Source organism: Methylorubrum suomiense (genome assembly GCF_022179765.1).
GTDB classification, from domain to species: domain Bacteria; phylum Pseudomonadota; class Alphaproteobacteria; order Rhizobiales; family Beijerinckiaceae; genus Methylobacterium; species Methylobacterium suomiense.
The window spans coordinates 311,954-333,067 of sequence record NZ_BPRE01000003.1; the positions used below are offsets into that span (position 1 = coordinate 311,954).

Consider the following 21,114-nt stretch of genomic DNA (forward strand, 5'->3'; position numbering starts at 1 on the left):
CGTCATCCGCGTCGCGGGGGAATGTCGCAGCGCCGAGTCCGGCCGGTCGCGCTCGGAGCCCGACGCGGCGCGGAGCTCACGCGAACAGGGCGATCTTCTCCTCGATGCTCAGCTCGTCGAAATTGACGAAGGCATCGGCGAGGTCGTCCACCACGACGGAGGGCTGCGCGGCGGTCGACTCGCCGGCCGCCTTCTCATCGGCGGCCGTCTCGGGCGCTGCCGTCTCGGCGACGGGCTTTCCGGGGGCGGGCGCATCGACCGGCACGTCGAAGAGATCGCCGAGGGGGGCCTTCGCCACCGCCTCTTTCGCGACGGCCTCTTTCGCGACGATTTCGCCTTGGACGGCACTCTGCGCCGGGGCATCCTCGCGGGACGCCGCGACCGGCGTCTCGGCCGCTTCCCAGGTTGCGAGACCCGCGGCGAGCGCGGCCGGGAGGATCGCGGCCGGAAGCGTCACCAGCGGCGCAGGCTCGATGACCGGAGCCGGTTCCACCGGCGCCGCGGCTTTGTCCGCTGGAGGCGCGACGACCGGCGCCTGCGGGTCGCGATCGGCGGCGGTCTCGAAGGTCGGCGCCTCGGCCACGGGGTCGATGGCGGCCCCCTCCCCGACCGGCCCGGCCGCTTCGACCGGGATCTCGGGCAGGAAGGCCAGATCGTCGTGCAGGGTGATCGCCGTGAGCGGCGGGCGGACCGGTTCGGCCTGGGCCGCCGGGCCGTCCATGTCGAGGAAGCGATCGACATCGGTCTGGTCGAGGGCCGCCTCCATCGTCCGGGCGGTGTCGCGGCGGATGCGGGGATCCGTGTCGAGGTCCGGTACGGCCTCCTCAGGCCCCCAGATGCCGATCATCGAGGTGATCCGGTCTTCCAGGTAGCGGAGGGTGTGCACGATGCGGCTCGTGCGCTGCGCGGTCAGGTCCTGGAACGAGCAGGCGGTGTAGATCTGTGTGGCGTGGCGGTCGAGGTCGTCGCAGACCGCACCGTCGGCGCCGGTTTCCCGCAGGGTCCAGGCGACCTCCTGGACCTGCTCGGCTGCGCCGAGAATGTCCGAGGTCGCCCGCTCGGTGGCGCGCACGATGGAATCGAGGGCTTCCGAGGCGACGGTGAGGCGGCTCTCGCCATGATCGGGGCCGGACAGGGCGGCCACCTCCGCCCGGGTGCGGGCGATGGCATCGGCCATATCCATCAGGTCGCCGCGGAAGCGCACCACGTCGTCCCCGCCGCGCTCCTCCGTCACCACCGATTCGAGCCGGTGGATCGCCCCGAGCAGCACCTCGGTGTCGGCGTTGCGGTTGCGCCGCGCATATTCTTCCAGGAACCAGCGGCCCCGCTCGGTCTCCCGGACGGCGGCCTCGATCAGTTCGTACTGGGACGCGTCTCGCGTCGTCAGGGAATGGGAACTCGACATCACACCCCGCAAGGACGCGGACACCCGCACGCGTCGCGGGTCCGCGACGATTGACGGACCGCACCGACATTGACACGCGGCGTTTAACGGCTGCTTACGCTGTTTCGCACGGGCGTCCGCCGCGGCGCCGTCCCCGATGCGCCACCATACGGGATCGGCGGCCTTGTCCTCGTACCCTCCCCCGAAGGCCGGTTCGCCCTCCGCGGCGGCCGAGCCCGATCCCCTGCGGCTCGGCCTGCTCTACGCGGTCGTCTTCGTCGAGATCGGCGTGGCGATGCCGTTCATGCCGGTCTGGCTCGGGGCGCTCGGGCTCGATCCGGGCCTGATCGGTCTGCTCCTGGCCCTGCCCATCGCCACCAAGATCGTGGCGACGCGCCCGCTCACCGGATTGATCGACCGCGGCGTTCGCCCGCGCACGCTGCTCGCCGCCGGCAGCCTGACGCTGGCCGCGACCTACGCCCTCATGCCATCGGCCGCCGGCATCGCCGTCGTCCTGCTCGGGCTGCTCGTGGTGCTCAACGCCGCCGCCCAGGCTCCGCTGGTGCCGAGCATCGATTACCTGACGCTCGCCGCCGCGCGCCGCGCGCCCAGGCGCATCGATTACGCCCGGATCCGCATGTTCGGATCGGTCGCCTTCCTCCTCGCCAATCTCGCGGGCGGCGCCCTGCTCGGCGCCCTGGGCGGCCAGGTGGCGGTGCCGCTGCTCCTCACCGGCCTCGCCCTCCTCGCCGCACTCGTAGCCCTGGGGGCCGGCGAGCGGGCGGCCCCGCGCGAGCCGCGCCCCTCGGCGGACGGCCCGCCGCCGCGCCTGCCCCGGATGCTGCGGCTCACCATCGGCGCCGCCGCGCTGATCCAGGCCAGCCATGCGGCGATCTACGCCTTCGGTAGTCTCAGCTGGGCGGCCCACGGCGTCTCCGCACCCTGGATCGGCGTGCTCTGGGCCGTCGGCGTCGGTGCCGAGATCGTCCTGTTCGCCGGGCTCGCCCGCCTCCCCGCCCGCTGGCGCAGCCCGTTCCGCCTGTTGGCGCTCGGCGGCCTCGCCGCGGTGACGCGCGCCGTGGGTCTGAGCGTCGCCGAGGGGAATCTCGTCCTCCTCGTCCCGCTGCAGATGCTGCACGCCCTCACCTTCGGGGCGACGCATCTCGGGGCGATGAACGCGGTCTCGAATTTCGCCCCGGACGGGGCGCGTGGGCGGGCGCAGGGAACGGTCGGAGCCACCACCGCCCTGGTCTCCGCGCTGGCGACGCTCGCCTGCGGGACGGTCTACGGCGCGTTTGGAGGGGCGGCGACCTTCCTGATGATGGCGCCGCTGGCGCTGGCCGGGCTCGCGCTCACCGGCCTCGCCCGCAGCACGACACCCGCGGGACGGGGCGGCTGACGGACCGAGCCGGTCGCCGTCCCGCCCGAGGGATGTCGCGATCCGTACAGGCCACGCGCTTTCAAGCAGCGATTGCGCCGCTCAAAGCTCTCAGATGCAGCGAGTGGGATCAGTGCAGGATCAGTGGAAGACGCCAAAGAACCAGAGCAGCAGAATGATCGGTAGGGGAATGCCGATCAACCAGAGAAGGCCACCTTTGAGCATGGTTACTCCCTCCATTGTCGATGGGGGAAGACGGCGACGTTTGGGTTTGTTCCGGCGGATGTATCAAGAGGGTGGCGGATTTCGTGGTTCGCGCGAGGATCTGCAGGGCGTCCCGTGCGACGACCGGAGCCGGGCCCCGGGTCGTCACGATGCGCGGCGGACAAGCGGGGGCCTCGCCGGCGGATCGATCCGTCAGGCGTTCAATCCGCCATCCACCGTGACGGCGGAGCCGCTGATCTGGCGGGCGCCGGGGCCCGCGAGGAAGGCCACGGTGGCGGCCACGTCGTCGGGCGTGCCGTAGCGGCCGAGCGGCGTCAGGCCGAGGATGCCGGCGGCGTTCGGGCCGTCGGCCGGGTTCATGTCCGTGTCGGTCCCACCGGGCTGGACGAGGTTCACGGTGATGTCGCGCGGGCCCAGCTCGCGGGCGAGGCCGCGGGTGAAGGCCAGGAGCGCCGACTTCGTCATCGAATAGACCGTCACGCCCGGAAACGGCACCCGCTCGGCGAGGCACGAGCCGATGGTGACGATGCGCCCGCCCGGCCGGAGATGCGGGATCGCCGCCTGCGAGGCGAGCACCACCGCGCGCACGTTGACGTTCAGGAGAGCGTCGATGTCGGCGAGGCTCATCTCGGCCACCGTACCGCCGCGGGCGATGCCGGCATTGTTGACGAGGATGTCGAGCCCGCCGAGCCCCTCGACCGTGGCCTCGACCGAGCCGCGCACCGCCGCCGGATCGGCGCTGTCGGCCTGGAGAGCGAGGCCGCGCCGGCCCTTCGCCTCGATCGCCCGAACCACCTCCGCCGCACGGTCCGCCGAGCGCTCGTAGGTGATCGCCACATCGGCGCCGCGCTCCGCGAGCGCCAGCGCGATGGCGGCGCCGATGCCGCGGGAGGCTCCGGTCACCAGGGCGCGCTTGCCAGCCAGTTCGCTCATCTGTGCACCTTTATATAACGATCGACACAGAAATGGCTAAGCGGGTTGGTGAGAGGCGTCAAGCGAATTACATAACGACCAATGCAGAATTCTGGACCCATGCCACCCGCTTCCGCGAAGCCCGCGGAAGCGGCTTCCGACACGGCGCAGGCCCGCGGCCGCGGCCGCCCCCGCGCCTTCGACCGCGAGACCGCCCTGGCGCGGGCGACGCACCTGTTCTGGCGCAAGGGCTACGATGCCACCTCGATCAGCGATCTCACCGAGGCCATGGGGATCGGCTCGCCGAGCCTCTACGCGGCCTTCGGCTCGAAGGAGGCACTCTATGTCGAGGCCCTGCGCCACTACGCGGAGACCTACGAGGCGCGGGTCTGGGCGGGCTTTCGCGCGGCCCCCACGGCGCGCGAAGCGGTCGCGGCCTATCTTCTCGACTCGGCGGCGGCGCTGACGGGCTCCTGCGGCGACGCTCTCCAAGACGATGCGCCCCGCGGCTGCATGGTGACGCTCTCTTCGGTCTGCCCCGGCACCCATCCGGATCTCGGCCAGCGCCTTCTGTCGGAGCGCGCCGTCGCGCTGCAGCGCCTGGACGAGCGCCTCGCCCGAGCCGTCGCGGAGGGGGAATTGCCGGAGGCGACGGACCGGCGCGGCCTCGCCCGCTTCGTGCAATCCGTCCAGAACGGCATGTCGCTCCAGGCCCGCGACGGTGCGGCCCGCTCCGAGCTGGAGGCCGCGGCCCGCATCGCCCTGCTGGCCTGGGACGCGCTGGCCGCGGCAAGATAGTCCAGGTTTCGAAGGGACGCGTCCTTTCGCGGGTCCAGGGCAGAGCCCGGGTTTGAAGGGAAACCGGGACTCTGCCCCGCGACCCCGCCAAGGGGCTCGCCCTTTGGGACCCCCTTACCCCGCTCGGCCCCGCCCGAACCGACGTTCGGCGAGGTTCTGGAAGACGACGTAGAGCATCGGGATCAGGAACAGCCCCACCGTCGTGGCCGCGATCATGCCGGCGAAGATCGGGGTGCCGATGGCGCGGCGGCTGATCTCGGCGGCGCCCTCGGCGAAGACGAGGGGCAGGAGGCCGAGGATGAAGGCGATCGAGGTCATCACCACCGCGCGGAAGCGGACCGAGGCCCCGGCCACCGCCGCGTCGCGGATCGAATGGCCCTCCGCCCGCTGCTTGCGGGCGAACTCGACGATGAGGATGCCGTTCTTGGCCGCCAACGCCACCAGAACCACGAGGCCGACCTGGGCGTAGAGATCGAGCGAGAGGCCGGCGACCAGGATGCCGGCCAGCGCGCCGAGCACGCCGACGCTGACCGAGAGCAGCACCGGCACCGGGATCATCCAGCTCTCGTAGAGCCCGACGAGGAACAGGTAGGCGAAGACCAGCGACAGGCCGAGCACCAGCCCGGTCTGCCCCTGTGCCTTGGTCTCCTGATAGGCGGTGCCGGTCCACTCGTAGCCGTAGCCGTTGGGCAGGGTCGCGTCCGAGACCGCGGCCATCGCCTTCAGCGCCGTGCCGGACGAGACCCGCGCGGCGGGGCTCCCCTCGATCGGGATCGAGCGATAGTTGTTGTAGCGGGTCAGCACCTGCGGGCCGCCGACGAAGCGGCTGGAGGCGAAGGAGCGGAGCGGCACCTCGTCGCCCTTGGCGTTCTTCACATAGATCTGCCAGAGGTCCGAGACCTTGTCGCGGTCGCCCGCCTCGGCCTCGATATTGACCTGCCAGGTTCGTCCGAACACGTTGAAATTGTTGATGTAGGTGCCGCCGAACGTCGCCTGGAGCGTATCGAAGACATCGCCGAGATTCACGCCCAGCACCGCCGCCTTGTCGCGGTCGATGTCGAGGAACAGCGACGGGTTGGCCGCCGTGTAGGTGGTGAACACGTCCGACAGATGCGGGTCGGCGTTGGCGGCGGCCATCAGGCCCTGCGCGACGCTGCCCAGTTCCTCCGGGCTCTGACCCTCGATGGCCTCCAGCGCGTATTCGAAGCCGCCGCTGGTCGAGAGGCCGATGATCGGCGGCATGTTGAAGGCGATCACCTCGCCGCTGCGGATCGACTGCGCCTCCCGCGTCAGCCGGGCGATCAAGCCTTGCGCCGAATCCTCCGGGCCGGTCCGCTCCGAGAACGGCTTCAGGTGCACCAGCATGAACGCCATGTTCGGCGCGTTCACCGTGTCGAGGTAGGAATAGCCGATCACCGAATAGGTGTCGGCCACCTGCGGCATCGCCAGGAGCTTGGTCTCGAGGGCCGTCACGGTCTCGGCGGTGCGCGCCACCGAGGCGCCGTCGGGCAGTTGGACCGTGACGAAGAAGGCGCCCTGATCCTCAGACGGCAGGAACCCGCTCGGCGTGAGGGCCGCGGCGACGTAGATGCCGCCGCCGCAGACCGCGACCAGCGCGAGGCCGACGAGGCTGACCCGAACGAGCCGTGTGACGAGCGCCGCGTAGCGAGCCTGCGTCCGCTCGATCACCCTCTGGGCGAGGCCGGCGAGCCCGCGGCTGTGCCCGCTGCGGCGCAGGAGCACGGCGCAGAGCGCGGGCGAGAGGGTGAGCGCCACGAGCGCCGAGATCACCATGCTGGCGCCGATCGTCACCGCGCATTGCCGGAACAGCACCCCCGACAGGCCGGGGATGGCGGCGAGCGGCACGAAGACCGAGAGCAGCACCAGGGTGATGGCGAGGATCGGGCCGGTGACCTCGCGCATGGCGTGCTTGGTGGCCTCCGCGACCGACAGGTCGGGCCGCTCCGCCATGACGCGCTCGACGTTCTCGACCACGACGATGGCGTCGTCGACGACGATGCCGATGGCCAGCACCATGGCGAGCAGCGAGATGGTGTTGGCCGAATAGCCGATCACCAGCAGCACCGCGAAGGTGCCGATCAGGCTGACCGGAACCGCGAGTGCCGGGATCAGAGCGGCCCGCAGGCTGCCCAGGAACAGGTAGACCACGACGACCACGAGCAGGAACGCCTCGGCGATCGTCAGGACGACCTCGCTGATGGTCTGATCGACGAAGGTCGTGGCGTCGTAGACGACCTTGGACTTGACCCCCGGCGGGAAGCGCTGGCTCACCCGCTTCAGGGTGGCATCCACCGCGTCCGCCGTCTGAACCGCGTTCGCGCCGGGCGCCAGCTGGATCGAGATCGCGACCGCGGGCTTGCCGTTGAGGCGGGCGATGGCGTCGAGGTTCTGTGCGCCCATCTCGACGCGGGCCACGTCCTTCACCCGCAGGACCGAGCCGTCGGGATCGGCGCGCACGACGATGTTGCCGAATTCCTCGGCGGTCGAGAGCCGACCCTTGGTCTGGACGTTGAATTGGAACTGCTGGTCGTTGCCGACCGGACGTGCCCCGACCCGGCCGGCGGCGGCCTGCACGTTCTGCGCGTTGACGGCGTTGACGATTTCGGACGGCGCCATCTTCAGGTTGTTGAGCCGATCGACGTCGAACCAGATGCGCATCGAGTATTGCTGGTTCACGAACAGCGACGCCTGGCCGACGCCGGGCGTGCGGCTGAGCTCGTCGAGGACGCTGATCGTCGCGTAGTTCGTCAGGAACAGCGGGTCTTGGCTGCCGTCCTCGCTGTAGAGCATCAGGTATTGCAGGATCGCGGTCGCCTGCTTCTGCACCGTGACGCCCTCGAGGCGCACCTCCTGCGGCAGCTGGGCCAGAGCCGTCTGGACGCGGTTGTTGACGTTGACGGTGTCGATGTCCGGGTCGGTGCCGAGCTGGAACGACACGGTCAGATTGTAGCTGCCGTCGTTGCCGCTCATCGACTTCATGTAGATCATCTTGTCGACGCCGATGACAGCGGCCTCCAGCGGCTGCGCGATCGCGGCCTCGACCACCTCCGCCGAGGCGCCCGGATAGGTGGCGCTGACCTGCACCTCCGGCGGGACGATCTGCGGGAACTGGGCGACCGGGATCCGGGCCATCGCCAGGAGGCCCGCCAGGGTCACGACGATCGCCGCGACGGCGGCGAGCCGCGGGCGGTCGATGAAGATCGAGGAGATCATCGCGCCCTCCGTCCCAGGCTCAGCCCCATGCCCGGCCCCGCGCGCCGCCGCGCCCCGCGGCTCATCGGCCGCTCTCTTGCGCGATCCCGCCCTGCGCCGGCGCGGCCGCGACGGGCTCTCCGGCGCGCACGCGCTGGAGGTTGTCGACCGCGATGGTCTCGCCGTCCCTGAGGCCTCCGGTCACCGTGGTCCGGTTGCCGATCGGCTGGCCGAGGGTGACGTTGCGGCGCTCCGCCTTCCCGTCGCCGATGACGTAGACGTAGTCGCCGCGCTGATCGGTGAGCACGGCCGCGCGCGGGATCGTGACGAGGCGGACCGGATCGGGATTCTCCACGATCACCGTCACGAACTCGCCGTCGATGAGTTCGCGCACGGCGTGCCCGGCCTTGTTCTGCCCGCGGGACGGGTTGGCGAACACGCCGCGAATCGCGAAGCTGTCGGTGGAGGACGAGACGGTGTTGTCGGTGAAGTTGACGTGACCGGCTTCCCCGTAGGTCCGCCCGTCGGGCAGGACGAGGCGCAGCTTCAGGGCATCGAGGCCACCGAGGGCGGCGAGGCGGTTGCGCAGGTCGATCACCGTGCGGGTCGGGATCGAGAACAGCACGTACATCGGATCCTGGCTGACCACCGTGGTCAGCACGCCGGTATCCGGCGAGACGAGGTTGCCGGCGGTGATCGCGGTGCGGCCGACCTTGCCGTCGATCGGCGAGGCGATCGTGGCGTAGCTCAGGTTGATCTGCGCCGTCTTCAGATCGGCCTGCGCGCTCTGGAGCTGCCCCTGCAGCCCGCCCTGCTGCGCCTGATCCTCGTCGACCTTCTGCTGCAGGCCCGCCGGTCCGCGCATCAGCGAGGTCGAGCGGGAGAGATTGGTGTCGGCGAGCTTCAGCTGCGCCTGGATGTTGGCCAGCGCCCCCTTCTTGGAGGCGAGATCCGTCTCGAAGGGGGCCGTCTCCAAACGGTAGAGCACGTCGCCCTTGCGGACGTCCTGCCCCTCCGTGAACACGACGCTGTCGAGGAACGAGGTGATGCGGGCGACCGCCGCGTAGCGGGAGACCGACTGGATGCGTCCGACATATTTCTCGCTCTCGGTCACCTCCTGCGCCGAGACCGTGAGGGTGCCGACCGCGGGCGGCGCGCCCCGCGTCTCGGCACCGGCGGCCGGTGCGGTCAGAAGCAGCGTGAGGAGGAGCGTCCCGCGCGCCAAGCGCGCGGCAGGGTCTCGGACAGGAACCGGCATCGCATCCTCGAACCCGATACGGGATCCGTCGCGCCCGGAGCGACGCCCCGGACGCCCCGGAGCTGTCGTCGGACGCTCGGGAGCGGAGGCCCCCGGACGGCGGGCGTGCAGAGGCACCAGCGCCTAACAAAAGTCAACGCGGCTCGATCCGTTTGGCCCCGCCTGCGGCAATGCGATATAGGCACCGCTTAAGTAGTGCGATCCCGTCCCTCGCGGGGCGCCAGCGGGAGTGATCCGTGCGGATCGAAAACGGCTCCGGTACGCTCGACGCTGCGGGCGCCGATCTCGACGGCCCGCGCGTGACCCTGCGCGGCCGCTGGACCGCGGATCAGGGGCCGGCGGTGGAGCGGGCGGCGGCCGATATCGCGGCTTACGGCCGCGGCCAGCCGGTTCTGGTCGACCTCAGCGCCGTCCTGCGCCTCGACACGCTGGGCGCCTGGGTGCTGGAGCGGACGCGGGCCGAGATCGAGGGGGCGGGCTCGCGCCTCGCCTATGCGGGGGCACGGCCCGAGCACCGCATCCTGCTCGGCGAGATGGGCCTGCGCGAGGCCGAGCCGAAGGCCCCCGACACCCGCAACCCGGTGGTGCGCGGGCTCGACGGCCTCGGCCGGCGCGTCGCCCAGGGCGGGGCCGAGGTCCTGGCCGGCATCGCTTTCCTCGGCGAGGTGGTCGCGGCGGCGGGTCGCGTCGCGCGTCGCCCCAGAACGTTCCGGGCGGCGGCGCTCGTCAATCAGCTCGAGCAGGTCGCCTTCCGCGGCGTGCCGATCATCGTGCTGATCTCGTTCCTCGTCGGCGGCATCGTCGCCCAGCAGGGCATCTTCCAGCTCCAGCGCTTCGGCGCGCAGAGCTTCGTCGTCAACCTGATCGGCCTCCTGATCCTGCGCGAACTCGGCGTGCTGCTCACCTCGATCATGGTGGCGGGCCGCTCCGGCTCGGCCTTCACCGCCGAGATCGGCTCGATGCGCATGCGCGAGGAGGTCGATGCCCTGCGGGTAATGGGCCTCGATCCGATCGAGATCCTGATCCTGCCCCGCATCCTGGCGCTGGTGATCGGGTTGCCGATCCTGTCCTTCCTGGGCTCGCTCGCCGCGCTCGCGGGCGGCGGGCTCACGGCGGCGCTCTACGGCGGGCTGACCGTCGACGGCTTCCTGGCGCGGCTCCAGGCGGCGGTGTCGTTCCACCACTTCGCCGTCGGACTGATCAAGGCGCCGTTCATGGCGCTGACCATCGGAATCATCGCGACGATCGAGGGATTTGCGGTTCAGGGCTCGGCGGAATCGCTCGGCCGCCACGTCACCGCCTCAGTCGTCAAGTCAATCTTCATGGTGATCGTGCTGGATGGCCTCTTCGCGGTCTTCTTCGCCGCGATCAATTTCTGAGCGCCCATCGCCGAACGGGGGCCGGTTCGGCGGGACGGAGCGCGGCACGGATTGCGCGGCGGTCGGCGCTTGCCGACCGCGCCCTCACTCACAGCGCGAGCGGACGAGTTGGCTGACCCTCACTTCCCTCAAGCTTCGCGGCCTCAGACGGCGCAGGACGCGGTGGACGCGATCATCCGCGTGCGCGACCTCGTCGTGACCTTCGGCGAGCGCGCGGTGATGAAGGGCCTCGACCTCGACATCCGCCGCGGCGAGATCTTGGGATTCGTCGGCCCCTCGGGGCAGGGCAAGTCGGTGCTGACGCGCACCATCCTCGGCCTCGTGCCGAAGCGCTCCGGCACCATCGAGATCTTCGGCGAGGACGTGGATTCCATCACGGTCGCCCGGCGGCGGCAGCTCGAGCAGCGCTGGGGGGTGCTGTTCCAGCAGGGGGCGCTGTTCTCCGGCCTCACCGTCAAGCAGAACATCCAGATGCCGATGCGCGAGCATCTCAAGCTGTCCGAGCGGCTGCTCGACGAGTTCGCCCGGCTCAAGATCGAGATGGTCGGCCTGAAACCCGATGCCGCCGACAAATACCCCTCGGAGCTGTCCGGCGGCATGATCAAGCGCGCGGCCCTCGCCCGGTCGCTGGCCCTCGATCCCGAAATCCTGTTCCTCGACGAGCCGACCTCCGGCCTCGACCCGATCGGCGCGGGCGAGTTCGACGACCTCGTCTCGACCCTGAAGCGGACGCTCGGGCTCACCGTCTTCATGGTGACCCACGACCTCGACAGCCTCTACACCGCCTGCGATCGCATCGCCGCGCTCGGCGACGGAAAGATCATCGCGGAGGGCACGATCCAGCAGATGCTGGATCACGACCATCCGTGGCTGCGCTCCTACTTCCACGGCAAGCGCGCCCGCGCGCTGGCACCCGCCGCGCCGGCTCCGCAGCCGGCCTACGCCCATGCGTAGGACCCGCTCGCTCCTTCCGATCGGCGGTGCCCAGGCATCGCCGATCGCCCCCGGGCGAGGGGACGAGGGTTGGGGGCGGCGGGCGTCCGCCGAACGCATGGCGCCCGACCCAGGGTCGGGAGCGGTGCCGCTCAGTATCGGTCGACGTGCGGTGCCGCACCGCCTGACCCCTCCGGATCGGGAACAGAGCTAGTCCGATGGAGACCCGCGCGAACTACGTCCTGATCGGCGCCTTCACCATCGGCGTCGTGCTTGCCGCCTTCGGCTTCGTGTTCTGGCTCCAGGGCGGCTCCCGGGGACAGGCCAGCCAAGCGCTGCGCATCGTCTTCTCCGGCTCGGTCGGAGGCTTGGCCAAGGGCTCGACCGTGTCGTTCAACGGCATCAAGGTCGGCGAGGCGCTCGACGTGCGCCTGCTGCCGCAGGACCCGCGCCGGGTCGTCGCCGTGGTGCAGGTCGATCCCTCGACGCCGCTCCGCGCCGACACCCGCGCCCGGCTCGATTCGGCGATGCTGACGGGCGTCTCCCAGATCTCGCTCTCGGGCGGCAGCGCCGACGCGCCCCCGCTCAAGGCCGGCTCCGGCGATCAGATGCCGACCATCTTCGCCGATTCGAGCGACATCCAGGACATGATGGCGGCGGCCAAGCAGATCGCCCAGCGGGCCGACGACGTGCTCCAGCGTCTCGACAAGGTGGTCGCTGGCAACGAGGGCGCGATCACCCGGACGCTGGCCAATGTCGAGGCTTTCTCCAAGACGCTGGCCGAGGCCGGTCCCTCGATCGCCGGCCTCGTCAAGGCGGTGGACGGTCAGCGCCTCAATCGGGTGATCGAGAACGCCGACACCTTCTCGACCTCTCTGGCCAAGGCCGGCCCCGACATCGAGGCGGGCCTGCACGACGCCCGGGCCCTCGCGGCCAAGCTCAGCGCCTCCGCCGACCGGATCGACGGCGTGCTGAAGGGCGCCGAGGGCTTCCTCGGTTCGGCCTCCGGCCAGCAGGGTGCGGGCACTTTCGCCGAGATCCAGAAGGCGGCCGTCTCGGTCCGCGAGGCCGGCATCGCGTTCCGCACGCTGTCCGAGAATCTCGACAAGCGCACCGCCAACATCTCGACGAGCTTCAACCGCCTGTCGGGCTCGAGCCGTCGCGAGGTCGAGGCGCTCGCCACCGACGGCCAGCGCACCCTCAACACCCTGAGCCGCGCGGCCCGGAGCCTGGAGCGGGATCCCTCACAGGTGATCTTCGGCGGCAAGCCGTCGTTGCCGGAATACAACGGTGGCCGCTGAGATGCGGCGCGACGCAGGATGTGTCGGGACGCACTGCGGGGGTGGAGCGTTGCCGTAAGCTTGGCGTGGTAGGGTGGCCTCTCCGCCTCCTGCCTGAGCGAACGGACGGTGCCCGAGCGCATGATGCGAGTTGTTTTCCCCGCCTCTCCCGGCCGTGCGGCCCGTGCCGCCGCCGGGCTCGCGATGCTGGCCGCGCTCGGCGGCTGCGGCGGCAGCAGCGTGACGCCGCTGACCTTCGACCTCGCCGCCCTGCCGGGCCAGCCGCGGGCCGGCGGAACCGCGCGCTCGCTGGTCGTGTCGGAGCCGGTCGGCCTGCAGCCGATGGAGGCCGACCGCATCATCGTGCGCGAGCGGGGCGGCTCGCTGTCCTTCCTCGGCGGCGGCCAATGGGCCGACCGTCTGCCGCGGCTGATCCAGACCCGGATCATCCAGAGCCTCGAGAACAGCGGGCGCCTGCGCTCCGTCTCCCGACCCGGCGACAAGGTGCCGTCGGAGTATCAGCTGGTCAGCGAGATCCGCGAGTTCGACATCGATTCCGGTTCCGGCGAGGCGGTGGTCGATCTCTCCGCCAAGCTCATCGCCGAGGGCAGCGGCCGCGTCGTCAACGCCCGCGTCTTCACCGCCCGCGTCCCCGTGCCGAAGGTCGATCCCCAGACCGCCGCGACCGGCCTCGACGCGGCGCTCAGCCAAGTGCTCGGCGATCTCGTGCGCTGGGTGAATGCCGGGCGGTAGGGTCTTCGCCGCGCACCCTTTCGTCCCACCCCTCCCCCTCATCCTGACAGGCTGCTTCGCTCCCGCATTTCAGGATGGCGGTGATTGTCGGGATGGGCGGTCGAAGACGCCGATCCCTTCGATCACGGCCGATCCCGCGGGCGTCAGAACGAGAGCTTCATGCCCGCCACGAAGGTGCGGGGTGCGCCCGCGTAGATCGAGCCCACGGTCGCGGCGAGGGCTCCCTGGCCGTTGAGCAGGCCCGTGTTGCGGTTGAGCGTGTTGGCGAGCGGGTTGGCCGAGGCGACGTAGACCGTGTCCAGCACGTTGCGGACCTCGCCGTAGAGGTCGATGCGCTTGGCGTAGCCTGAAGGCAGCAGAGCCGCGTAGTGGATGTTGAGGTTGACGATCGCGTAGCCGGGAATCTTCAGCAGGTTGGAATTGTCGGCGTAATAGCCGCCCTGCGCCACCACCTCGGCGAAGCCGCCGAGCCCGGCGAGGGGACCCGCCGGCACGTCGTAGCCGAGGCGGGCGAGCAGCTGGTGATCGGGCACGCCGGGGATGCGGTTGCCGGCCCGGTTGAACGACCGCGTGACGTTCTCGAAACCGCCCGGTAGTCCGGGGGCGACGCGCCGGACGCTGAGCTGCTCGACGTAATCGGTGTAGACCTGATCGTCGAAGGTGTAGGCCAGCACGCCGTTCCAACCCGGCGCGAAGGCGTAGGTCGCGGCCAGTTCGATACCGCGATGCTCGGAGGCCGGGGCGTTGAAGGTGTAGTTGAGCAGGCCCGCCCCCGGCGATTGCGAGACGAACTCGTTGCGGAAGAACTCGTAGAAGCCGGTCAGGCTCAGTCTCAGGCCCTCGATCGCGAGCCAGTCGGCGCCGAGGTCGAACCCGAGATTCTCCTGCGTCTTCAGGCCGGTATTGTTGCCGGGCACGCCCGCCGCCGTGACGAACAGCGACGAGTAGGACGGCGTGGCGTAGCCGGTGGCGACCCGGCCGCGCAGGGCCCAGGTCGGGTCGGGCTGGTAGACCAGGGCGAGTTCGGGCGCGACGTTGAGGAAGCGGCGGTCGGCGATGGCGCGCGGGAACGTCTCGGTTCCGTTCGCCGCGAAGCTGCGGTTGCGCCCGGTGATCGTCGTGTTCTCCGCCGAGATGCCGGTGACGGCCTTCCATTCCGGCGAGAGTTCCAATTCGAGCCGTGCCCGCCCGCCGAGATTCGATTGCAGGGCGTCCTGCAGGGCGACCAGCGGTCCGAGCCGCGCCCCTCCCAGCGCCGTGAGGGTGAAGGTCGAGGCGGTGACGTCGACGGCGCTGTAGGCGAGCGCCACGTAGCCGACCGCCGGAAGTCCGAACACCTCGCCGCGCCGGGTCAGGTCGGTGAGCAGGCTGTAGGAGGGCAGGCTGCCGCGGCCGGAGGACGTGAAGAACGGCTGGTTGTAGTTGCGCTCGTCGAAGCCGAGCTGCACCCGCCAGGTCGTCTGCGCGTCGATGTCGTGCTCCCACCGCCCGGCCACGATGGTGCGGCGGTCGTTGCGGCGGAAGCCGGCCTGCGCCGCGGTGGCCGCGACGGTCTGGCCCGAGACCGGATCGAGCAGGTTGAAGGTGGCGCAGCCGGTCAGGGCGGCGTTCGCCCCGGTGTCGCAGCCGCGCTGATAGGGGTTGATGCGGAACTGGTTCAGGGAGGAGCGGCCGGGGATGTTGGCGTCGATCTCGTTGTTGATCACCTTGAGGGTGAAACGGTTGTCCGGGGTCGGCGTGTAGCTCGCCAGCAGGTTGACGGTCTGGGTGTCGTAGGAGGCGTGCTGCTGGTAGCCGTTGCCGCGCACGTCGCTGGCGAACAGGCTGATCTCGAACGGGCCGCTGGCGCCGCCGACGGTGAAGTAACGGCTGAGATAGCCGTAGCTGCCGGCATCCACGCCCACCTCGTAGCCGCTGATCTCGCGCCCCGTGCGGGTGCGGAAAGCCAGCGCGCCGCCGGTGGCGTAATTGCCGAACAACGCCGATTGGGGCCCCCGGAACACGTCGATGCGGGAATAGGCCCGGGGATCGACGAGATCGAAGCGCGAGGCGCCGTCGGCCTGGGTGACGGGGAAGCCGTCCTCCAGCACCACCATGTTGCGGGTCACGCCGGTGGAGCGGGCGTTGTTGCCGCGGATCGAGATGACGACGTCGCGCCCGCCATTGCCCTGGCGCACGGTGACGCCGGGGCTGTCGAGCAGCACCGAACCGATGCTCGTGGCCGGCCGGTTGGCGATGGCCTCGCGCCCGACGGCGGTGACGATCTGCCCGACCGGTCGCTCGATCGGGAGCGCCGCCGCCCCGGGGGCGGCGGCGACGCCGAACCGGGTGCCGCCGGATGGCGCCCCTCCGGCGCCGTTGCCCCGGCCCTCTCCGGCGACGGAGAGTTCCTCGAGGGTGACGGATTCGGGGGCCGCTTCGGCCGTGACCGACACGGCGAGCGGCTGGGCGGCGAGGAGGCAGAGGGCGGCGCGACGGCGCAGGCGGGCGGGCATGGCGGGCTCGGTGGAACGGAGGAAAGGGGCGGCACGGGCGGTGGCCGCGGATGGGGTGTCGGCGGGCGCGGGGGCCGCGCCCGGCCGGATCAGGCGCTGTGCGCGGCCGGGCGCAGGCCGCGGGGGCGCAGCAGGGCGCGGACGCCGAGGTCGAGGCCGATCAGGGCAAGGATCGCGAGGCCGGTGAGCGGGAAGACCGCGCCGAGGCCGAGCATGAGGGCGGTGACGCCCGCCATCACCCGCCGGTCGCGGGGCAGCGGTGGCACGCCGAGCCGGCCCGCCGGGCGCCGCTTCCACCACATCACCCCGGCGGTCACCGAGAGCAGGAGGGTGGCGAGGCAGAAGACCAGCATGGCGAGCTGGTTCGCCCGGCCCCAGAACTCACCCTTGTGCAGGCCGATGCCGAGCTGGATCGCCTGCCCCACCGGGCCGATCTCGGGGAAGCGCACGTCGACCAGACTCTCCCCGGTATATTGGTCGAGGGAGATCATGCGCTGGCGGGTGACGTCGCGGGGATAGGCGGCGGCGGCGTACACGCCGGTCTCGCCGAGCGGCAGGGCCAGTTCGAAGCCCGCGGGCATGCCCATCGCGCGCAGGATCTCCGCCGCCCGGTCGAGGCCGATGGCCGGGGCGGCGCGCGGCTCGGAGCGAGGGACGGGGGCGTCCTGCATCGTCCAGCCGGGCTCGTTCAGGACGGCGCGCATCGGCACCGTCGAGACCGGCCTGTCGGCCCAGAGCTGGCGCGGCTGGCCGAGGCCGGCGGCGTTCGACCAAGCCCGCAGCTCCTGCCCCCACCAGGCCGACCAGGGCAGGCCGGTCAGGGCGAGGAACAGCAGGCCGGCGCCCGCGAACAGGCCGGTCACCGCGTGGAGATCGCGCCACCAGACCCGGCGGCGGGGCGTCTCCCGGATCGAGACCACGCCGCCCCCCTGCCCGCGCGGCCACCACAGATAGGCCCCGGTGACGACGAGGATCACGGCGAAGCCCGCCACGATCTCGATCACGAGATTGGCGGCCGGGCCGAACAGCGTGAGGCTGTGCAGCCGCCGCACCACGCCGGAGAATTCCCGGGCCGCCGGCAGGGCGTCGAGCACATCGCCGCGATAAGGATCGAGGAAGACGAGGGTCCTTTCCCCGCCGACATTCATCGTCACGAGCGCGGAGGCCTCGGGCCCGGACGGCTCCGTATAGGAGATTGGCACGCCCTCCGGCACCGCCTGCATGGCGGTGTAGACGAGCCGGTCCGGCCCGAGCGGGGCGCCGGAGGCCACCACCAGAGTGCGGTGGGCAAACACCGTTGCGTCGATCTCCGCCTTGAACAGGTAGAGCGCGCCGGTGGCCGCGAGCAGGATCAGGAAGGGGAGGCAGAGGAGGCCGGCGAGGAAGTGCCAGCGCCAGACCGCGCGGTAGACGGCCTCGCGCAGGAGCGGCCGCGCGCGGCCGCGCATGGCGGCCGGGGCGCTGCCCTGGAACGGAACGGACATGGGACGGGTAGCCCGAGACTGAGGGATCGGAGGACGGATCGCTCAGGCGGCGGGGGGACCTCGCGGGCCGATGGCCGGATCGGGCGGGGCACGGGCGCGGGCCGTCGTCGCGGCCGGCCATGTCGGGACGATCGTCTCGCGCGGCCAGACGGCCTGCGCGAAGGCGGCCACCGTCGGCGGCAGGCCGAACTCGGCACCCTGCGCGTGCAGGCAGCAGGCGTGATGAAGGCAGGCCGGACCGTGATCGCTGGGGGCGCCTGCCCCTTCCGCGTGCTCGGCGCAGAGAATGTCCGCCGGCCGGGCCTGCGCCAGGGCAGCCATCGGCGCGAGCGCGGTGAGGAAAGCCTGCAGGACGAGCGCGTAGAGCGCGATCACCCCGATGATCGCGCGGCCGTTCACGAAGCGTGGCGGGCGCGGGCGCATCGGCGCACTTAAGGCGTGCGGGCGGAAGCGGTCAACGCGTCCGTGAGGCCTTTCCGACGCCGGCGCGACGCTTTCGGCCGGCTTTGCGTCCCGCCTCAGCCGCCGGCCTTCAGGCGCAGATTGGCGATCAGCCGGGCGACGTCCTTCGGATCGGCCCGCCAGATGCCCGCCGGCTCGTCCTCGGGGGCGGGGAGGAGGCCGAGGCGCTCGGCGGTTCCGGCGCGGTCGGAGGCCGCGAGGCCGGACTCGGTCAGGGCCGCGTCCCAGGCCTCGACCGCGGTGCGGGTGCCCGACTTGCAGGAGAGATCGCCGAGGGGGCTCTCCCTCAGGATGTCGAAGCCGCACTGCGCCTGCAGGGTGGCGCGGGCCTTCATCACCTGTCCCAGCACCGTCTCGGCGAGCGACCCGTCCTGCGCCAGGGCGGGCCCCGCGGAAAACATGACGGAAGCCGTCAGGCAGAGGGCGAGCCGTGATCCGCGTACCGACATTCGTTCCCGTCCCCTCCCCGCGGCCTCGATCCGCCGCGGCGATGGTGCCGGCTTTCCGACGCCTTGTGAAGATTTCTGCGGAAGTCCCGCCTCCGACGGACGTTTTGCCTCACGGCCCATGCGATCCGGATCAGGGGTCGAGCCGCTTGAGGCTGAAGGCGGGGCGAGAATGGCCCTCGGAATCCGGATTGCGCAGCTCGCGCATCCGCGGCGCGTGTCCGTCGATCAGGAGCACCATCACCGTCAGCACCAACAGCACCTTCGAGGCCATGGCCCCAGTACCCTCACGCTTGTGAGGGAGTGCTTTAGGTCCAAGCCCTGCGTCTTCCGCATGCGCTGGCGCACATCGCCCCCGACATTCCGGCGGTCGGCGGCGGGTAGGGTGAACGGAGCGTCAAGGCCCGGACGGGTCTCGACGCTCCGGCCAGACCAGTGTCACGCGCAATCCGCCGAGATCGGACCGGTCGAGGTGGATCCCGGCGCCCGCGGCCTCGGCGAGGTCGCGGGCGATGGCGATGCCGAAGCCGGTGCCGGGACGGCTCTCGTCCCAGCGGCGGCCGCGGGCGATGCCGGCGATGGCGGCCTCGCTCATGCCCGGCCCGTCATCCTCGACGACGAGGCGCCCGCCCTCCCCGTCCGCCCGGCCCGAGACGCGGATGCGGCGGTGGGCCCATTTGCGGGCATTGTCGAGGAGGTTGCCGAGGATCTCGGTGAGATCGCCCTCGTCGCCGGGGAAGGCGAGCGCCTCGGGCAGCACGCTCTCCCAGCGCAGCGCCTCTCCGTCCGGCAAGCGCTTGAGAGCGCCGGTGATCCGCTCCGCCACCGGCGCGACCGGACAGGCGCGCCGCCGGAGGCCGCCCGTGGCCGCCCGGGCGCGGGCGAGCGTGCGCTCGACCTGACGGGCCATGGCCCGGGCCTGCTCGGCGATGTCCTGCGACAGGGTGGGATGGGAGGTGTCCGTGCGGCGGGCGAGGGCGTCGAGCACCGCCAACGGCGTCTTCAGGCCGTGAGCCATGTCGGCGGCCTGGGTCCGGGCGCGCTCCAAGTCCCGCTCCTGTGCGTCGAGCAGCCGGTTGAGGTCGGAGACCAGCGGGCGCACCTCTTCCGGAAAGGTTTCCGGCAGGCGCGCGCGGGTGCCGGAATGGACCGCGGCGAGGTCGGCCCTGAGCGCTCGGAACGGCGCCAGGGCGCGACGCACGAACAGCGCCATCGCCAGCGTCAGCGCCGCGAACAGGGCGACCAGCGAGGGCACGAGCAGGCGTAAAAAGGTCGCCCGGCTCTGCGCCAGATCGCGCCGGTCCTCGGCCACCGTGACGGCGAGCGCCACCGGGTCGCCCCGGGCCGGGACCGTCACCCGCCGAGTCACGGCGATGAGGCGCCCGCCATCCGGCCCGTCGAGATCGCCGATCGCCGGCTCCTGCGCCGTGTCGGCGACGCTGCCGAGCCCGCGATCCCAGAGCGAGCGCGAGCGCAGGGAATGCCCGCCCCCCTCGATCTGCCAGTAGAGCCCGCCATAGGGCGTCGCGAAGCGCGGGTCCGGCGGCGCCTGCGGCAGGCCGAGCGTGCCGCCGGGCTCGACCGTGACTTGGCCCGCGATGAGCTTGGCGAGGCGGTCGAGCCCGTCGGCGGTACGGGCATCGAGGACGCGATCGAGGATCACCGTCAGCCCGATGCCGGCCAGCGCCAGCGCGATGGCGATCAGGCCGGCGGCGGCGAGCCCGAGGCGGAGCCGCAGGGAATCCCGCCGCATTGCGAACCGCCCCGCCCCCGTCCGCCGGTCGGATCCGGGGTGCTCGGCGGAGGCCCGCCCGCCCGCTTGTGGCGGGGGGATCGATGTCGGGGACGGATCGGCACCGATCGGTGTCACGCGCCCTCCGGATCGGCGGGCACGAGGTAGCCGTGGCCGCGCCGGGTCTCGACCACGCCGGGGCCGAGCTTGCGCCGCAGGCGGGTGAGCAAAGCCTCCAGGGCGTTGGCCTCGCGGTCGCTGTCGCTGCCGTGCAGATGGTCGAGCAACTCGCCCGCGGGCACGACCTGGCCCTGGCGGTGCATGAGGAAGGCGAGCAGGCGGTATTCCAGCGCCGTCAGGTCGATCTCGCGGCCCTCGATCGAGACCGCGCGGGTGCGGGTGTCGAGTTCGACCGCCCCCGCCCGCAGCACCGGCGAGGCGTGGCCGGCGGTGCGGCGCAGGATCGCCCGCAGCCGCGCCACCAACTCCTCCATGCGGAACGGCTTCTGGAGATAGTCGTCGGCGCCCGCATCGATCCCCTCGACGCGCTCGCGCCAACCGTCGCGGGCGGTGAGGATCAGGACGGGGAGCCGCACGCCGGCCCCGCGCAGGCGCCACAGCACGCCGAGCCCGTCGAGCCGCGGCAGGCCGAGATCGAGCACCATCGCGTCGTAGGTCTCGGTCTCGGCCTTGAACCAGGCCGCCTCGCCGTCGCCGACGATCTCGGCGACGTAGCCGGCCCGCTCCAGACCCGCCCGCAGATCCGCGGCGATGCGCGGCTCGTCTTCGACGATCAGGATGCGCATGGATGGGGTCCGGTGGCGAAGGGGCGGCGGGCGAACCGGCCCATCGAGAGCGATCGAGCACCGATCGACGGCCTCTCCGACTCTCCTCTCTGATCCCGAGGTGGCAGCGCGCCGCCACACCCGCGAAGGAGGGATCCAGCGGATCGCGCGATCCGTAAAACCCTCCCTCGCGGGCG

Annotated in this window: 17 protein-coding genes; 6 read left to right on the plus strand and 11 right to left on the minus strand. The window is 71.5% G+C overall.

All coding sequences use genetic code 11. The features are described from left to right. Positions 1–76 precede the first annotated feature (76 nt). The gene (locus MFF26_RS06850) at positions 77–1,405 is read right to left on the minus strand and encodes a hypothetical protein (RefSeq protein WP_238307786.1); all 1,329 of its coding nucleotides are present in this window, start codon (positions 1,403–1,405) and stop codon (positions 77–79) included. Between the two features lie 163 nt (positions 1,406–1,568). On the opposite strand from MFF26_RS06850, the gene MFF26_RS06855 reads away from it, so the two are divergent. Beyond that, positions 1,569–2,783 carry an MFS transporter gene (locus MFF26_RS06855; protein WP_238307787.1) on the plus strand — a complete coding sequence of 405 codons (1,215 nt, stop codon included), beginning with the start codon at positions 1,569–1,571 and terminating at the stop codon, positions 2,781–2,783. A gap of 396 nt (positions 2,784–3,179) precedes the next feature. Here the strand turns inward: MFF26_RS06855 and MFF26_RS06860 are convergent, their stop codons facing one another. Beyond that, on the minus strand, positions 3,180–3,920 hold the full coding sequence (locus tag MFF26_RS06860; RefSeq protein ID WP_137829412.1) for an SDR family oxidoreductase: 741 nt from the start codon (positions 3,918–3,920) through the stop codon (positions 3,180–3,182). 99 nt (positions 3,921–4,019) lie between these two features. On the opposite strand from MFF26_RS06860, the gene MFF26_RS06865 reads away from it, so the two are divergent. Beyond that, positions 4,020–4,697 carry a TetR/AcrR family transcriptional regulator gene (locus tag MFF26_RS06865; protein WP_238307788.1) on the plus strand — a complete coding sequence of 226 codons (678 nt, stop codon included), beginning with the start codon at positions 4,020–4,022 and terminating at the stop codon, positions 4,695–4,697. 114 nt (positions 4,698–4,811) lie between these two features. On the opposite strand, the gene MFF26_RS06870 is transcribed toward MFF26_RS06865, so the two are convergent. Both MFF26_RS06870 and MFF26_RS06875 read right to left on the minus strand, forming a co-directional pair. Further along, on the minus strand, positions 4,812–7,931 hold the full coding sequence (locus tag MFF26_RS06870; protein WP_137829410.1) for an efflux RND transporter permease subunit: 3,120 nt from the start codon (positions 7,929–7,931) through the stop codon (positions 4,812–4,814). 61 nt (positions 7,932–7,992) lie between these two features. After that, entirely contained in the window at positions 7,993–9,168 is a 1,176-nt protein-coding gene (locus tag MFF26_RS06875) for an efflux RND transporter periplasmic adaptor subunit (RefSeq protein WP_137829409.1), read from the minus strand. A 236-nt stretch (positions 9,169–9,404) separates the two neighbouring features. Here MFF26_RS06875 and MFF26_RS06880 point away from each other — a divergent pair, with 236 nt between their 5' ends. The 4 genes from MFF26_RS06880 (at position 9,405) to MFF26_RS06895 (ending at position 13,513) form a co-directional block, all read left to right on the plus strand. Further along, the gene (locus MFF26_RS06880) at positions 9,405–10,547 is read left to right on the plus strand and encodes an ABC transporter permease (RefSeq protein ID WP_137829408.1); all 1,143 of its coding nucleotides are present in this window, start codon (positions 9,405–9,407) and stop codon (positions 10,545–10,547) included. 219 nt (positions 10,548–10,766) lie between these two features. Beyond that, on the plus strand, positions 10,767–11,501 hold the full coding sequence (locus MFF26_RS06885; protein ID WP_238307806.1) for an ABC transporter ATP-binding protein: 735 nt from the start codon (positions 10,767–10,769) through the stop codon (positions 11,499–11,501). A gap of 197 nt (positions 11,502–11,698) precedes the next feature. Continuing rightward, on the plus strand, positions 11,699–12,781 hold the full coding sequence (locus MFF26_RS06890; protein WP_137829407.1) for an MlaD family protein: 1,083 nt from the start codon (positions 11,699–11,701) through the stop codon (positions 12,779–12,781). A gap of 120 nt (positions 12,782–12,901) precedes the next feature. Then, positions 12,902–13,513, plus strand: a complete 612-nt coding sequence (locus tag MFF26_RS06895) for an ABC-type transport auxiliary lipoprotein family protein (protein ID WP_137829406.1) — start codon at positions 12,902–12,904, stop codon at positions 13,511–13,513. A gap of 143 nt (positions 13,514–13,656) precedes the next feature. On the opposite strand, the gene MFF26_RS06900 is transcribed toward MFF26_RS06895, so the two are convergent. The 7 genes from MFF26_RS06900 to MFF26_RS06930 form a co-directional block, all read right to left on the minus strand. Beyond that, positions 13,657–16,008: a TonB-dependent receptor family protein gene (locus MFF26_RS06900; protein WP_137829405.1), complete on the minus strand. Its 2,352-nt coding sequence runs from the start codon at positions 16,006–16,008 to the stop codon at positions 13,657–13,659. Positions 16,009–16,097: 89 nt separating this feature from the next. Next, complete coding sequence (locus MFF26_RS06905) at positions 16,098–17,492, minus strand: PepSY-associated TM helix domain-containing protein (RefSeq protein WP_137829404.1); 1,395 nt, start codon at positions 17,490–17,492, stop codon at positions 16,098–16,100. Positions 17,493–17,534: 42 nt separating this feature from the next. Then, a complete protein-coding gene (locus tag MFF26_RS06910; RefSeq protein WP_137829403.1) occupies positions 17,535–17,915 on the minus strand; it encodes a hypothetical protein in 381 nt (126 codons plus the stop codon). A 95-nt stretch (positions 17,916–18,010) separates the two neighbouring features. Continuing rightward, a complete protein-coding gene (locus MFF26_RS06915) occupies positions 18,011–18,403 on the minus strand; it encodes a hypothetical protein (protein WP_137829402.1) in 393 nt (130 codons plus the stop codon). 130 nt (positions 18,404–18,533) lie between these two features. Beyond that, entirely contained in the window at positions 18,534–18,674 is a 141-nt protein-coding gene (locus MFF26_RS06920; protein WP_171015463.1) for a hypothetical protein, read from the minus strand. A gap of 123 nt (positions 18,675–18,797) precedes the next feature. Continuing rightward, positions 18,798–20,153 (minus strand): ATP-binding protein, encoded by a 1,356-nt coding sequence (locus MFF26_RS06925; protein WP_137829401.1) that lies wholly within the window; start codon positions 20,151–20,153, stop codon positions 18,798–18,800. Between the two features lie 113 nt (positions 20,154–20,266). Beyond that, complete coding sequence (locus tag MFF26_RS06930; RefSeq protein ID WP_137829400.1) at positions 20,267–20,938, minus strand: response regulator transcription factor; 672 nt, start codon at positions 20,936–20,938, stop codon at positions 20,267–20,269. Between the last annotated feature and the right edge of the window lie 176 nt (positions 20,939–21,114).